Here is a 14,984-nt window from a genome sequence, read left to right as displayed (position 1 = left end):
ATTTTAGGAAATATAATGGCACTTAAGATAGCAATTAACGGATTTGGTAGAATTGGTCGTTGTGTGGCTCGTATAGCAGCTACAAGAAATGATGTTGAAATTGTAGCTATAAATGATATGGCAAGTATGGACATGATGCTTTATTTACTAAAGAATGATTCTGTTCACGGAACATTTGCAAGTGATATAGTTCAAGTTGATGAAAATAACATTAGTATTGATGGGCAAACTATTAGAATTTTCAGTGATCGTGATCCTAAAAATTTAAGTTTTGCAGATTGTGGTGCTGACATGGTTTTAGAGTGTACAGGTGTTTTCTTGACTCAAGAGTCAGCTCAGATTCATATTGACAATGGTGTTGAAAAAGTTCTTTTCTCTGCACCTTCAAAAGATACTCAAACAGATACATTCGTAATGGGTGTAAATGAAGAAAAATACGATGGTCAAAAAATTGTTTCTAATGCTTCATGTACTACAAACTGTTTAGGTCCTATTGCTCGTGTTTTAGATGATGCTTTTGGAATTGAAAAAGGTCTAATGACAACTATTCACTCATATACTAATGATCAAAATATTTTAGATGTAAAGCACTCAAAAGACAAGCGACGTGCAAGAGCAGGGGCTATAAATATGATTCCCACAACTACTGGTGCTGCTAAGGCTATCAGTCTTGTTATGCCTCAACTTTTAGGTAAGCTTCATGGTCAGAGTGTTCGTGTACCTACACCGGATGTTTCTATGGTCGACTTGAATGTTGTAGTTAGAAAAGGCACTACAAAAGAGGAAGTTACGGCAGTGTTTAATGAAGCAGCCGATAATAGACTTAAAGGTCTTTTACTGATGGATAAAGAGATGAGAGTTTCCCAAGACTTCGTTGGATGTGAATACAGCTCAATCGTTGCTGAAGACTTAACTCAAGTTATTGGCGGTGATATGGTTAAGATTATGGCTTGGTATGACAACGAGTGGGGTTATTCAATGAGACTTATTGATATGGCTCTTCACATTAGTAAATAGGACAAAAATTTGGAACTATTAAACATAAAAAACCTAGATTTAGCGGGTAAAAAAGTTTTTATCAGATGTGACTTTAATGTACCGATGGATGAGTTTGGAAATATCTCTGATGATAGAAGAATTCGTTCAGCAATTGCAACTGTAAACTATTGTTTAGATCAGAATTGTGCAGTTATTTTAGCATCTCACTTTGGTCGCCCAAAGGGTGAAGTAAATGAAAAATACTCTTTAGTTCCTGTCGCTAGAAGAATTCAGCATCTGCTAAAAAGAGAAGTTGTTATGGCTAAAGATGTTGTTGGCGAAGATGCTATGTCTAAGGCTAGAACACTTAAAGACGGAGAAGTTTTACTTTTAGAAAATCTTCGTTTTGAAGCTGGTGAGACACAAAATGATGTAGAGCTTTCTAAAAAACTTGCTTCAATGGCAGATGTCTATATCAATGATGCTTTTGGTGTAAGTCACCGCGCACACGCTTCTGTTGAAGGAATTACTCATTTATTTGACAACAAACACAAAGCAGCCGGTTTTTTACTAGAAAGAGAGATAAAGTTCTTTGGTAAACTTATAAATGCACCTGTACGCCCGTTTGCAGCTATTGTAGGTGGTTCAAAAGTCTCAGGTAAACTTGAAGCACTTATAAACTTACTTCCTAAAGTAGATAAAATTTTCATCGGTGGCGGTATGGCATTTACGTTTCTAAAGCAGATGGGTTATAACATTGGGGCATCTTTGGTAGAAGATGACCTTTTAGATGATGCACAACACATCATGGATGAAGCAAAAAAACTTGGTGTTAAGTTCTACCTGCCTGTAGACGTAATAGCAGCTGAGAAATTTTCTGAAGATTCAGTAAGTAAGATAGTTACAGCACAAGAGATTCCTGACAACTGGATGGGACTTGATATTGGACCTGCGACTGTAAGACTCTATCGTGAAGGTTTAAATGATGTTCAAACAGTTCTTTGGAACGGACCTATGGGTGTTTATGAGATGGAAAAATTTGCAAGAGGTTCTAGTAAAATAGCTCACTTTGTTGCAGATAGCTATGCAACGACGGTAGTTGGTGGTGGAGATACTGCTGACCTTGTTCAACGTGTAGGGGTTGATGATGAGATGAGTTTTATCTCTACTGGCGGTGGAGCTTCTTTAGAGCTTCTAGAAGGTAAAATACTTCCTGGTGTTGCACCGTTAGTTATTGAAGAAGAGGCATAAAATATGATAATAGCTGCAAATTTAAAAACAAATTTAACTCGTAAACAGACTACGGAGTATGTAGATGAATTAGAAAGTTTTTTGAATAAAAACAAAATTTCTCAAGAAGTTTTAGTTTTCCCTGCGGCATCTTCACTTAATGCTCATAATGGAAAAGTTACTATTGGTGCCCAAAACGCTTATGCAGCTGCCAATGGTGCTTTCACTGGTGAAATAGGACAAGATCATTTAGATGAATTTGGCATTAAAACTATTTTAATAGGTCATAGTGAGCGTCGCCATGTACTAGGTGAATCTCAAGAAGAACTTGTAAAAAAGTTCAACTTCTATAAAGAGCTTGGTTTTAGAATAGTTTACTGTATCGGTGAGCCTTTAGAGGTAAGAGAAGCCGGTAATGAGACGATGATGAAATATATTTCAGCTCAGTATGAAGGAATAGACACAGATTATGAAAATCTGATTATTGCTTATGAACCGGTTTGGGCTATTGGAACAGGTTTAACACCAACACTTGAAGAGATAGAATCTATTCATAAAGAGCTAAAGAAAAAATCACCGGCACCACTTTTGTATGGCGGTAGTGTTAAAGTTACAAACGCTAGTGATGTTTTAGCATTACAGAGCGTAGATGGGATATTAGTTGGAAGTGCTGCACTGTATGTAGAACACTTTTGTTCAATGTGTGAATATGCACAAAATATAGAAAATAAAAATTAAGGAAATAATGTATGATAATGAAGGGTAAAAAAGGTCTAATCGTAGGTCTTGCAAATAATAAATCAATAGCTTATGGAATCGCAAAATCTTGTGCTGACCAAGGTGCAGAGATGGCATTTACATATTTAAATGATGCACTTAAAAAGAGAGTTGAACCAATTGCTAAAGAGTTTGGAAGTGATAAAGTATATGAACTTGATGTATCAAACGAAGAACATATGGCAGGAATCGCAGAGTTGATTGAGAAAGACTTTGGTAAGATTGACTTTTTAGTTCACTCAGTTGCATTTGCACCAAAAGAAGCACTTAGCGAGCCTTTTATTAAAACTACAAAATCAGCTTTTCAAATTGCTATGGATATCTCGGTATATTCACTTATTGATTTAACTAATCGTTTAGAATCAGTTTTAGCTGATGATGCTTCTATCTTAACTCTTTCATACCTTGGCGGACCAAAATATATCGTTAACTATAATGTAATGGGTGTTGCAAAAGCGGCGTTAGAATCAACTGTTAGATATATGGCTGTTGATCTTGGTAAAAAAGGTCAAAGAGTAAATGCTATTTCAGCAGGACCAATCAGAACTTTAGCTGCTGCTGGTATTGGTGATTTCAAACAAATTCTTAACTGGAATGAAATTAATGCACCACTAAAGAAAAATGTTACAACTGAGCAAGTAGGTAACTCTGCAATGTATCTTTTAAGTGACTTAGCATCTGGTGTTACTGGTGAAATTCACTATGTTGACAGTGGGTACAATGTTATGGGTATGGCAGCAGCCGAGACAAGTGAAGATGGTAAAACAGTTCTTTCTTGGGACATAAAATAACAATTTAATCTACCTAATAAGCAGTAGGACTAACCAAATTCTACTGCAACTCTCTCCTGCTAAACAAATTGTGATTAAAAAATAATCAATTATCTGTACTTTATATGTATAATATATGTAATAATTATTCCATCAAAACAAGAAAAGAAGGAAATGAAATGAAATTTATTAAACTTAGTCTAGCGGCAGCTCTAGTTGCATCTGTAGCATTTGCAGAAGAAGCAAAATCAGATTTAGAGATCAGTGCTAATGTAGCAATGACTAGTAATTATGTATGGAGAGGTATGACTCAAAGTAATGACTCACCGGCAATTCAAGGTGGACTTGATGTGGAGTATAAGGGATTATACGTAGGTGCATGGGGTTCGAATATTAATTTTTCATCTAATCCGGATGCTTCTATGGAACTTGATGCGTATGGTGGTTATAAAAACGAAATAGCTGGAATAGGTTACGACATAGGTTACATTCAGTACGCTTACCCGAATGATTCTAAAGCTTTAAACTTTGGTGAGGCATATGTTGGTTTGAGTTATGACTTTAAAGTTGTAGAAGTTAGTGCAAAATACAGCCTAGGCGTTAATACTGATACTATTGATCCTGAAAATGCTTATGAGGGTGCTGTTAGTATACCTTTACCGATGGATATTAGTATAGACGCAACTGTAGGTAATTATGAGAATACCGGAGTATATTATATTGCAGGCATCACTAAAACTATTGGAAAATTCGATTTCAGTGTAGCTTACAGCGGTATGGACTTTGAAGCTGCCGGAACGGATACCGAAGAAAATGTTATAGCAACTATATCTGCAAGCTTCTAATATAAATTCATATTTAACTCTCTTTTCCTGTTTTTAGAGAGTTAAATTTTGATATAATCTCTCACATGTTACTACTATCAAAAAAACTTTTTTATCTTCTGTTTATGCTATTGCTTATCTCAGTAATATCTTTTTTGGCAATTCATGCTGCACCAAATAGTTTTTTTGCAGCGGGTGAGTTAAATCCGAACATGACTAAAGAAGCTATAGAACAATTAAAAGCTGTTTACGGACTGGATAAATCACTTTTAGGTCAATATGTAGACTGGGTTAAAAATATAGCTACACTCAATTTTGGTATCTCTTTTGTGAGCGGACAGGATGTTACCACTGAGATATTTAAACGTATCCCTATTACACTTATCATGAATATAACAGCTCTAATCGCAGTTTTTGTGCTCTCACTTTATTTGGGGGTAAAAGCAGCTTTAGAGTATGAAAAAAAAACAGATTACATAATTCGTCAAATATCTCTTGTATCTTTTTCTATGCCGTCTTTTTATCTTGCACTTTTGTTTATAATCTTTTTATCTCTAAATTTAGATCTTTTTCCAATAGCAGGACTTCATTCTATAGAAGAAAAGACAGGTTTTGCGTACTATAGTGATATGGCTTGGCATCTAGTCTTACCCGTTGGAGTTATGATATTTGTAGGGTTGGGAAGTATGATAATCTATATTCGATCTTTAACACTTGAAATATTAAAGAGTGATTACTACTATTTTGCACTTTCTCGTGGACTTAATAAAAAGAAGCTTCTTCGTTACTACATACTTCCAAATCTATTGCCTCCAATTATCACACTTCTAGGATTATCTCTTCCCGGACTAATTGGCGGAAGTGTTATTTTAGAATCTATTTTTGGGATTGAGGGAATGGGACAACTCTTTTTTATGAGTGCTTTAAGTAGGGACTATCCCATAATAATGGGTACTTTGATGATAACGGCTTTTTTAACTTTACTTGGAAATATGATTGCGGATTTGATACTATTAAAGCTAAATCCATATATGAAAAGAGGGTAGAAAACTTAAAATAGTAACGCATTTGCTGTGTTTCCTCGCTCGTCATCTACTAAAGTACACTTCCTTACTCAGACCTTGCAACTACATTACTCTTTTAATTTTTAGTTTTAATGAAAATTTAATTGGAGGTTGGATTCTCTGCCTCGAAAGAGGCAAAGCTTTAGTGGCCATAGCGACCTAAGCGAAGCAAAGGGGCTTGCTCCTTTGCGGACTAATTAAACAGTGCCTCTAGTGCATCAACACCATCTTTAGCTTCTTCAATTTCACCGTCTTCTGTAGTAACGGTGTCATTTTCAACTAGTTCAATGTTTAAACCTGTAAGCATAGATGCAAGACGGATGTTAATTCCACTTTTACCGATAGCTTTTGATTTTTGATCAGCCGGAAGAGTAATGATAGCTTTTTCAGCATCTCCGTCTTCATTTCTAACAATTTCAACATGAGAGATAATAGCAGGACTCATAACACGAGAGATAAAAAGTTCTGGAATAGATGTATACTCTACACAGTCAATATTTTCACCTATTAACTCTTGGCTTACTGCATTTATACGAACACCCTTAACACCTACTGTTGCACCGACCGCATCTACTTGCGGGTGAGTACTAAGAAGTGCAATTTTTGCTCTCTCACCAGGAATACGAGCACTTCTTTCTATGATAACAGCACCGTCAGCAATCTCAGGAACTTCAAGAGCTAGAAGTTCTTCTAAAAATTTAGGGCTTGTACGGGAGAGTTCGATTTGGATACCGTTTTCTTTGTCCATGTTTACACGACGGACAACAGCTTTTAAATGGTCGCCTTTTCTAAATATTTCACCTTTAATACGGCTTTTCATCGGTAATACAGCACGAACTTCATCTACTTCTATATACGTAGCATTATGAGAGTCAACACTAGTAACACGACCTGTTACAAGTGTACCAATTTTAGATTTATATTTGTTAAAAAGTTCATCTTCTACAAGTCTTTGAATATGATATTCAATTTCTCTGTGAAGCTGAGAAGCACCAGTTCTTCCATACTCTTCTAAATCGTGTGGAATCTGTAGTTGATCATCAAGCTCTACTTGATCATCATATTCTCTAGCATCTGTAATAGATATGTATGCAGGAGCAACTTCTTCATCTTGAAGTCTTTCATCATCATCTGCTACTACGGTAATAGTTTGAACAATTTCTATGCTCTTTGTAGCTTGATCGATATTTGCTTCAAAAGCAAAATTTCTATCAATAACTCTTTTTGCAGTTTGAATAAAAGCAGTTTTTAAAGCCTCTATAACTTTCTCTGGTTGAAGACCTTTTTCGTGTGCAATTGCGTCAACAATATCTAAAATTTTTTCCATTAATATATCCTTGTCAAGGTAATCTCATAAAAAACAATTGTAATAAATTTGGGATTTCTTATGAAGTGGTGAAATTATAGCGAAAATAACTTTAATATGACTTTTAGTAGAGTTTGTATATAATGCAAGACTTTTATAATAGTAGAACAAGGATAAATAATGGATTTAAAATTTGCTAGAACAGATATTGATACAAAACCAAAAAAAGCTGATTTAGAAAAAATCGAAGCAAGTGTTGAAAAAGAAGGAAGTATGATTTTTTACTTCGACAGAGAAAACTCTCATAAAGATTTATTAGAACTTCAAGATTATTTTGAAGAAAAAGGTAAGAGTTTTTACATGAGTGAAGTTAAATTTGGACTTTCAGACAATGAGTATATGTACCAAGTACACATTATTAGCTAAAGAGAATTAATGAGTAAAAAGTTATTTATTGAGACATTAGGTTGTGCCATGAACTCTCGTGATAGTGAGCATATGATTGCTCAGCTAACCGAGAAAGAGGGTTATGAAGCAATTGATGACTTTAGAGAAGCTGACCTTATTCTGATAAATACATGCTCAGTTAGAGAAAAACCAGTCTCTAAACTTTTCTCAGAACTTGGTGTTTTTAACAAAAAGAAAAAACCGGATGCCAAGATAGGTGTTTGCGGTTGTACCGCATCTCACTTAGGCGAAGAAATAATAAAAAGAGCACCATATGTAAACTTCGTTTTAGGTGCTAGAAATGTATCTAAGATTACTGAAGTTTTACATAAAGACAAAGCGGTAGAGATAGATATAAATTATGATGAGAGTGAATTTGCTTTTGATGACTTTAGAACATCTCCATATAAAGCTTTCATAAATATATCTATAGGTTGTGACAAGGCATGTACTTACTGTATAGTTCCTAAAACTCGTGGTGATGAGATATCTATCCCGGATAACCTTATAGTTAACGAGGCCCAGAGAGCAGTAGAAAATGGCGCAAAAGAGATTTTTCTTTTAGGACAAAATGTAAATAACTATGGCCGCCGTTTCTCTGGTAATCATGAAAAAGTAAACTTCTCAGAACTACTTAGAAGGCTTTCTAAGATAGAAGGACTAGAGCGTATTCGTTTTACATCTCCTCACCCTTTTCACATGGATGATGAGTTTATAGAAGAGTTCGCAAATAATCCTAAAATATGTAAATCAATGCATATGCCGCTTCAAAGTGGTTCTACAAAAGTTTTAAAAGACATGAAAAGAGGTTACTCGAAAGAGTGGTTCTTAAATCGTGTTGAAAAACTTCGTGCTGAGTGCCCTGAAGTTAGCATCTCTACTGATATTATCGTTGCTTTTCCAGGTGAGAGTGACGAAGAATTTGAAGATACTTTGGATGTTATGCGCAAAGTTAGATTTAATCAGATTTTTTCTTTTAAATATTCGGCTCGTCCTGAGACAGAAGCTGAACACTTCACTAACACAGTTGATGAAGAAGTAGCATCTGATAGACTAACAACACTTCAAAGTCTTCATACTGAGATTTTAGATGAGATAAATGCTACATCTCTTGGTAAGACTTATAGAGTATATTTTGAAGATCTTATTCAAGACTATTATGTAAGTGGTAGAAGTGATGACAACATCGTTATAAAAGTAAAAGGTTCTGATGAGCTTTTGGGAGAATTTAGAGATGTTAAGATAACTTCTATAGGAAGAACAATTTTAACAGGGGAAGTAGTTGCGTAAAAAGATTTCTCGTTCTCTTGCTCTATTTTTTATCCCATATATAGCGTCTTTATTAATAAGACTTATCTACTTAACGAACAAAAAACAGTTTCATGCTTCAGAGACAATAAATGATGAGCCGATCATATTTGCTTGTTGGCATGGTGAGCTTTTAATGTTCTCACATTTTTATATGAACTACAGAAAAACGCCACATGCAAATGTTCTAATTTCTTCTCACTTTGATGGTGCATTGATATCTAAAACAATTAAATATTTTGGATTAGATACAATTTCTGGTTCTTCAAATAGAAATGCAGCTAGAGTCCTTATGCAAGGGATAAAGAGTCTAAAAACAGGTTATGATATAGGTATAACTCCAGATGGACCAAAAGGGCCGCGACATCAAGTTGCAGATGGTATAATGGTAATGGCACGAAAAACTAAGGCAAAAGTAATTCTTGTTAGAATTATGCCTACAAAGTTTTGGCAGTTCAAAAGTTGGGATAAATTTATAGTTCCAAAACCTTTTGGTACGCTACATTTTCATGCAAGCGAGCCTTTAGATGTAAGTGACATGAAGCTCGAAGATGCAAGAATCTTTATTAAAGAGAGGTTAGACAATTATGAAATCTAGAGTATTGATTCCAAGTGTAGCTTTTTTAATGATAGTGACCATGGGTGGATATTTCCTTATGAATCCATCTTATGAAAAATCACTAAAAGCAAAGTATTATTATGAAGTAGGCGACTATAAAGAAGCTTTGACTCTTGCCAAAGAGGCTTTTAGTATGGATGTTTACAACCGTATGGCTTCAACAGTAATGGCGCAGTCTATTACATCATTGAAGTATGTTTCTTACATAGAAGACGCTAAAAAATATACGTATGATATAAATAAAATTGCCACTCATGATGTTATCTCAGATGCTGATAAAGCAAAAATAAGAACGATATGTAATATTATGATAAGTGCCTATATAAAACTTGCTCCAAGTGTTGTAACTGATACAGACTTAGTTGATGCTGCTGCAAGATATCACGACAGTTTTGAGAAACTACTTGAAAAAGTTAATAAGTAGCAAAAGAGTAGAATTTTTACAATCTTTAGAAGATTTTAGAGGTTACTCTGACCTAACAATAAAAAGCTATGATGAAGCAATAAAAGAAGCGTTGGAATACGTAGAGATTATTGAAGAAAATAACCACACTACGATAAACCTTATGCCTTATCGCATAAAAATTTCACAGTTAAACCCAAAAACCATAAGTAAAAAACTCAGTGCAATAAGAACTTTTGTAAAATTTTTAAATGATAATAATATGCAAATATCTTTAAAAGCAGATGAAAGTATTAAAGTCGCAAAAACTCTTCCTAAGCCTATCTCACATAAACATATCATTGAAGCACTCGAACATGCAGAGTTCTATGAGAAGTTAGTTGTAACAATGCTTTACACTTTAGGTCTAAGGATTTCTGAACTTTCATCTATAAAGTTAAGCGATATATCTAATGAATGGGTTAGAGTTTTAGGTAAGGGAAATAAACACAGAGATGTGCCACTTTTACACACAACAAGAGTATTAATAGATGAATATTTATCCAATAATTGTCCAAAAATATTTCTTTTTGAAGCAAATGATGAAAGATTAAGCGAAAACAGTCTAAGATATACAGTTAATAAAGTCTTTAAAAGAGTCGGACTTAAGGTCACGCCTCATCAGCTTCGTCACTCTTATGCGACAGCACTTCTTAACAGTAGTGCACCAATAGCTGATGTGAGTGAATTGCTCGGTCACTCTAGTATGGCAACAACACAAATATATACAAAATTAGGTAGTGCATTGAAACAACAAAACTATAACAAAGCACATCCACTTTGCGGAGATGAGCAGTGTTAGGTAAGCTTTTTGAAGCTTTATATCATAAAGTATTTATCAATATTGTTGTTCAGCGTTCACAAAGTATTGTATATGTAGAAGAGTGCAATAACAAAGGCCTAATTAATAGCGACTCAGAGAGTTTCGATACTACAGAACTCAGTAATAAAATGCGTGAGTATATTGACTCCTTTATCTCAGAATCTCCATTTCATTATATTTCTGTTTTAGACACTTCAGATGCGCAAGGTGCAATTCCTACTTGTGTAAATAGGGATATGTCAATCTTTCACGACCTTGAGTCATCAAAATATATTTGTCATCCAAATCAATGGGCATACTACACATCAAAACCTAATCTAGACATAATCAAATATAACTATTCTAAGGTTGGTGTTGACTTTATATTCTCTCCATTTATGATTTTGTCAAACTTTTTTAAAGACAAGATAGATAGCCATCTTGCTCTTTATATACTTTTAGAAGATAACTACATTACTATCTGTGTTTTTGACAAATCCAAGCTTCTTTATGGCGATCATATAGATATGGATCACGGTGATGATAATGAAGAACTGCTTATGGATGAAAATAGTGAAGAAGATATAGACTTAGATCTTGAAGGCAGTATAAATCTAGATGATATAGATGCTATGAGTGACATAGAAGGGCTTGATGATTTTGGAGATATTGAAGACTTGGATTCTATAGATGAGATTGATGAGTTTGCTGAGTCAGAAGACGATGAAGAAAAATTCACAGATGAATATGATGAGCCTTCTGTTGATGATGGAAGTGGGTTCAATGAAGACTATCAACGATTTTCACTTATTCAAAGTTCTATAAATAGATTTTACAAAGATTACAGATATGAGAGCAAATTTGTAGAGAGTGTTTATATCGCAGATTCTATAGGTGTTAGCGGTGACTTAAAAAGGTACTTGGAAGAGGAAATGTTTTTAAGTGTTTTTGTTAGACATTTAGATTTAGGTGCCGAAGTTTGTGAGATGGCAAAGGCAGACTTAAAATGAAATACAGCTATATAAAACCAAGAAAAAAACATATCTTTTCATCAGAACTGCAACTACTTTTTAGTTTTTTTAGCATCACACTTTTTATGCTTTTTATAACATATCTATTTCTAGTTTTTAAAGATTATAGATTTGAACAAAATACACAAGATATTATTGAAAAAAGAGCTGAGTTAGAGTCTGGTATTAGTAGCATGAAAGCTCAGATAACTTTTATAGAAAAAGAAGCATTACTTTACGAAAGAATCAATACTAAAAATACAGTTCTTAAAGATTCAATCGCAAATTTATTTGACTTAGTACCTCAAAGAATCACACTCTCAGAAGCTTCTTTACTTAAAAATGGACTTATTTTATATGGGGTAACACCAAATAAAGATGTATATAACTTTATGCTTCAAGCCCCTCTGCGTTCTATATTTCACAGAACATATAGCAGCTTTTATCCAGCTCCAAATGGCTGGCTGAAGTTTGTATCTACGAACTACATAGATGAAGATGAATTAGCACTTGAATCTACTGATAATAAAAAAGAAGAAGAGGAAGCAGATAATGAAAATTAATATCTCAAGACAGAGCATTTATCTGCTCTCTGTATCTATATTTTTACTTATATTTGTTCTCTTATTTTCATTTCTTGTATTGATTCCAAAAGGAAAAGAGTATAGAGAGCAAAGAAGTATATTAAATAAAGACCGTATGGAACTTAGAAGATATGAAGAGTTTAGTAACTCTACTCTAAACAAGTTAAAGCAACTTCAATCTGATAATGCTCATATTATCACAGCATTTGATAACTCGTTTAACAGTGAGAGGTTTGAGAAGCAACACAGTCCTTATTTTACTACACTGAAGCTATCTAAAAAAGTGCTTCTTGATAACGAAGATGAATTTACGGTATATGAAGTAAATACAACATCATCGATTAATTCTCCACAGAGTTTTTATGAGTTTTTAGATGCTGTAAATAAAGGTGATTGGATTATTGGGATTAATTTTCCGATAAACTTTAAAAGGGACCACGAACTAATTGCTTCATCCTTTACGATGAAGGTTTATAATAGTCAAAAAATATTAGCTAAGTAACTCTTTTACTTTTTCAAATACTTCTTCATTTTGAAAAAGAAATGGACGTAGTTTAGGCTCCACCTTTAAAATTCTACACTCCTCTTTAAACTCATGAGACATATTTATTTTAGAGTCATCTTTAGAGTATGGAGCTATGAAAATAAAGCCTCCATTATTTGAAACTATAAATTTTCTTCCAACAACTAGAGCTTTTTCATCCTTTAACAGTTCTCTCTCACCGGCACTTAACATATAGAGTTTTGATTTTAAAATTTTATCTATTATAAATATATCTGCTCTTTGCTTTTGCAGACTTTTAAAGTATGTTAAATCATTAATATGTTTGATCTCTACCTCGGGGATTAGGGTTTGTCTATCGTCATCTATGTAGTCAAAACTTTTTTTGATACCACTTAGATATTTATCTAAAAGAGGTGCTGAATAGTTGTGCCTAAATGAGTTTCTTTTTATCTCTTCGTTTTGATTAGTCTCATCTTCAAAGTACTTAATCTTATCTTTGTCTAAATATTTATATAGTTCTTGTTTGTCTAAATGAAGCAGGGGACGAACTAAAGTGTAAAAATCTCTTTCTTGGACTTTTTGCATTCCCGCTATCTCTGCACAACCGGCACCTTTGCAAAATTGCATCAGCATCCACTCAAATCTATCTCCTAGATGATGGGCAGTTAGAAGATTCTCATAGCCATATTTACTGATAAGCTCTTCAAAAAAATCGTATCTTATTTCTCGTGCTTTTGATTCAAAGTTTTTAGTGATTTTAGGAGCGACTAGCGTATGGCACTTTAGATTATGTGTAGATGCAAGCTTTTGTGCATATGCAACTTCTTCGATGCTTTGTACTCTTTCATTGTAGTTGACAATGGCAATGTCAAATTTTATATTTTGATTTAAAAGAAGAAAGAAGAGGGCAGTTGAGTCTGCACCTCCGGAGAAGGCTAGAAGATTTTTTTTATTTTTGAGTACTTCTAGCGATGAAATTTCAAGCATTGTCAACTGTTGCAGTTAAGATGTTTCCAACAAGCTCAGTGACTTTGGCTTTATAGATTTTACCAAACTCTAGATCTTCATCTTTAGCTCTGTCATTAACATATATCTCCCCGTCAATCTCAGGTGCCCAGATAGTCTTTCTAGCACTTAAAAGATACTCATGTTCGTCACTCTCACTATCAATGATAAGCTCTATCTCTTTGCCTACTTCACTCTCTAATGATTTTTGAGTACACTCAGATGCAATATCGCCCAGAGTTTGAGCACGAGATGCTATAAGCTCTGCAGAAATCTTATTAGCCATGTCATAAGCTGGTGTCGTCTCCTCGTCTGAATATGAGAAAACATTGATTCTGTCAAATCCAAAAGATGCAGCAAATTCGCACATCTCCTCAAACATCTCTTCAGTCTCATCTGGATGCCCAACAATAAAACTAGTTCTTACAAAAGAGTTTGGAAGAGAGCGCATAAAGTCTAAAAGCTCAGTAGTTTTTTCTTTTCCAAAACCACGCTTCATCATACGAAGCATATCATCATTAATATGTTGAATCGGCATATCAAAGTAGTTATGAAAGATTTTACTTTTTGCTATATTTTTAAGAAGTGATATGGTTGTTGTAGATGGGTAAAGATAGAGGATCCTAGCACTTTTAACACCTTCTATAAGCTCGATTCTCTGAATCAGGAGGCTAAGTCCATCTTTGATGTTTTGGTCTCTAAGATAAGAAGAACTGTCTTGGGATACAAAACTAAAGTCGTAGTAACCTTTAGCAACTAATCTTTCAACTTCTGCAGCAATAGAGTCTAAATTACGAGAGTTTAGTTTTCCTTTAAAAGATGGAATAGCACAGAAGCTGCATGTTTGGTTGCAGCCCTCGGAAAGTTTTATATAAGCATGGTAAGTTGAACCAGTTACAACTCTTTCACTTCCATCAATAAGAAAAACTTCATCAGAAAAACGGCTCTTTTTTTCTTTTAAAAGTTCATCAATATGATCATAATCACCAACCCCTGTAAAAATGTCTACTTCTGGCATCTGGGTAGCAAGTTCTTCCTTGTATCTTTCACTAAGACAACCCGCCATCACTAAAACGGAGTCCTCTTTTCTTGCATCATGAAGACTAAGTACAGTATTTACTGATTCTTCTTTTGCTGCATCTATGAAACCACAAGTGTTTACTATGATTACATCTGCCTCATCTTGAGCATCCGTAAGTTCAAAGTTTTGAAGTTTACCCATCATTACTTCCGTATCGACAAGATTTTTTGTACAGCCAAGAGAGACTATGTGAAGTTTATTGCTCATTATTACCACTTTTAAATATTTTTCG

17 protein-coding genes are annotated in these 14,984 nt (G+C 34.2%); 14 read left to right on the top strand and 3 right to left on the bottom strand.

What is annotated here, in order from left to right:
• The first annotated feature begins 15 nt into the window (after window positions 1-15).
• The 6 genes from gap (at window position 16) to ABZC13_RS03040 (ending at window position 5,625) form a co-directional block, all read left to right on the top strand.
• On the top strand, window positions 16-1,017 hold the full coding sequence (gene gap, locus ABZC13_RS03065; RefSeq protein WP_372999888.1) for a type I glyceraldehyde-3-phosphate dehydrogenase: 1,002 nt from the start codon (window positions 16-18) through the stop codon (window positions 1,015-1,017).
• Window positions 1,018-1,026: 9 nt separating this feature from the next.
• Complete coding sequence (gene pgk, locus ABZC13_RS03060; RefSeq protein ID WP_372999885.1) at window positions 1,027-2,229, top strand: phosphoglycerate kinase; 1,203 nt, start codon at window positions 1,027-1,029, stop codon at window positions 2,227-2,229.
• Between the two features lie 3 nt (window positions 2,230-2,232).
• Entirely contained in the window at window positions 2,233-2,946 is a 714-nt protein-coding gene (locus ABZC13_RS03055) for a triose-phosphate isomerase (protein WP_372999882.1), read from the top strand.
• A gap of 11 nt (window positions 2,947-2,957) precedes the next feature.
• Entirely contained in the window at window positions 2,958-3,776 is an 819-nt protein-coding gene (fabI, locus tag ABZC13_RS03050; protein WP_372999879.1) for an enoyl-ACP reductase FabI, read from the top strand.
• 158 nt (window positions 3,777-3,934) lie between these two features.
• Window positions 3,935-4,600 (top strand): TorF family putative porin, encoded by a 666-nt coding sequence (locus tag ABZC13_RS03045; protein ID WP_372999876.1) that lies wholly within the window; start codon window positions 3,935-3,937, stop codon window positions 4,598-4,600.
• A 65-nt stretch (window positions 4,601-4,665) separates the two neighbouring features.
• Window positions 4,666-5,625 carry an ABC transporter permease gene (locus ABZC13_RS03040; RefSeq protein WP_372999874.1) on the top strand — a complete coding sequence of 320 codons (960 nt, stop codon included), beginning with the start codon at window positions 4,666-4,668 and terminating at the stop codon, window positions 5,623-5,625.
• A 211-nt stretch (window positions 5,626-5,836) separates the two neighbouring features.
• Here the strand turns inward: ABZC13_RS03040 and nusA are convergent, their stop codons facing one another.
• Window positions 5,837-6,970: a transcription termination factor NusA gene (gene nusA, locus ABZC13_RS03035; RefSeq protein ID WP_372999871.1), complete on the bottom strand. Its 1,134-nt coding sequence runs from the start codon at window positions 6,968-6,970 to the stop codon at window positions 5,837-5,839.
• Window positions 6,971-7,129: 159 nt separating this feature from the next.
• Here nusA and ABZC13_RS03030 point away from each other — a divergent pair, with 159 nt between their 5' ends.
• From ABZC13_RS03030 to ABZC13_RS02995, 8 genes are read left to right on the top strand one after another with little or no spacing between them, the layout of a single operon-like run.
• A complete protein-coding gene (locus tag ABZC13_RS03030) occupies window positions 7,130-7,375 on the top strand; it encodes an HP0268 family nuclease (protein ID WP_372999868.1) in 246 nt (81 codons plus the stop codon).
• Window positions 7,376-7,384: 9 nt separating this feature from the next.
• On the top strand, window positions 7,385-8,686 hold the full coding sequence (gene miaB, locus ABZC13_RS03025) for a tRNA (N6-isopentenyl adenosine(37)-C2)-methylthiotransferase MiaB (RefSeq protein ID WP_372999865.1): 1,302 nt from the start codon (window positions 7,385-7,387) through the stop codon (window positions 8,684-8,686).
• A complete protein-coding gene (locus tag ABZC13_RS03020) occupies window positions 8,679-9,302 on the top strand; it encodes a lysophospholipid acyltransferase family protein (protein ID WP_372999862.1) in 624 nt (207 codons plus the stop codon). Before miaB ends, ABZC13_RS03020 begins: the two co-directional genes overlap by 8 nt.
• The gene (locus tag ABZC13_RS03015) at window positions 9,292-9,747 is read left to right on the top strand and encodes a hypothetical protein (RefSeq protein ID WP_372999859.1); all 456 of its coding nucleotides are present in this window, start codon (window positions 9,292-9,294) and stop codon (window positions 9,745-9,747) included. Before ABZC13_RS03020 ends, ABZC13_RS03015 begins: the two co-directional genes overlap by 11 nt.
• On the top strand, window positions 9,728-10,567 hold the full coding sequence (locus ABZC13_RS03010; RefSeq protein WP_372999856.1) for a tyrosine-type recombinase/integrase: 840 nt from the start codon (window positions 9,728-9,730) through the stop codon (window positions 10,565-10,567). Before ABZC13_RS03015 ends, ABZC13_RS03010 begins: the two co-directional genes overlap by 20 nt.
• A complete protein-coding gene (locus ABZC13_RS03005; RefSeq protein ID WP_372999853.1) occupies window positions 10,561-11,577 on the top strand; it encodes a hypothetical protein in 1,017 nt (338 codons plus the stop codon). The genes ABZC13_RS03010 and ABZC13_RS03005 overlap by 7 nt, the downstream gene beginning before the upstream one ends.
• Window positions 11,574-12,140 (top strand): hypothetical protein, encoded by a 567-nt coding sequence (locus tag ABZC13_RS03000; protein ID WP_372999850.1) that lies wholly within the window; start codon window positions 11,574-11,576, stop codon window positions 12,138-12,140. The genes ABZC13_RS03005 and ABZC13_RS03000 overlap by 4 nt, the downstream gene beginning before the upstream one ends.
• A complete protein-coding gene (locus ABZC13_RS02995) occupies window positions 12,130-12,663 on the top strand; it encodes a hypothetical protein (RefSeq protein ID WP_372999847.1) in 534 nt (177 codons plus the stop codon). Before ABZC13_RS03000 ends, ABZC13_RS02995 begins: the two co-directional genes overlap by 11 nt.
• On the opposite strand, the gene tilS is transcribed toward ABZC13_RS02995, so the two are convergent.
• Window positions 12,652-13,653 (bottom strand): tRNA lysidine(34) synthetase TilS, encoded by a 1,002-nt coding sequence (gene tilS / locus ABZC13_RS02990; RefSeq protein ID WP_372999843.1) that lies wholly within the window; start codon window positions 13,651-13,653, stop codon window positions 12,652-12,654. The two genes, ABZC13_RS02995 and tilS, sit on opposite strands and share 12 nt — an antisense overlap.
• Entirely contained in the window at window positions 13,646-14,959 is a 1,314-nt protein-coding gene (gene rimO / locus ABZC13_RS02985) for a 30S ribosomal protein S12 methylthiotransferase RimO (RefSeq protein WP_372999840.1), read from the bottom strand. Before rimO ends, tilS begins: the two co-directional genes overlap by 8 nt.
• Window positions 14,960-14,984 lie beyond the last annotated feature (25 nt).

Source organism: Sulfurimonas sp., from assembly GCF_041563035.1.
GTDB lineage: Bacteria > Campylobacterota > Campylobacteria > Campylobacterales > Sulfurimonadaceae > Sulfurimonas.
This window is presented reverse-complemented; position numbering and strand designations above follow the sequence as displayed.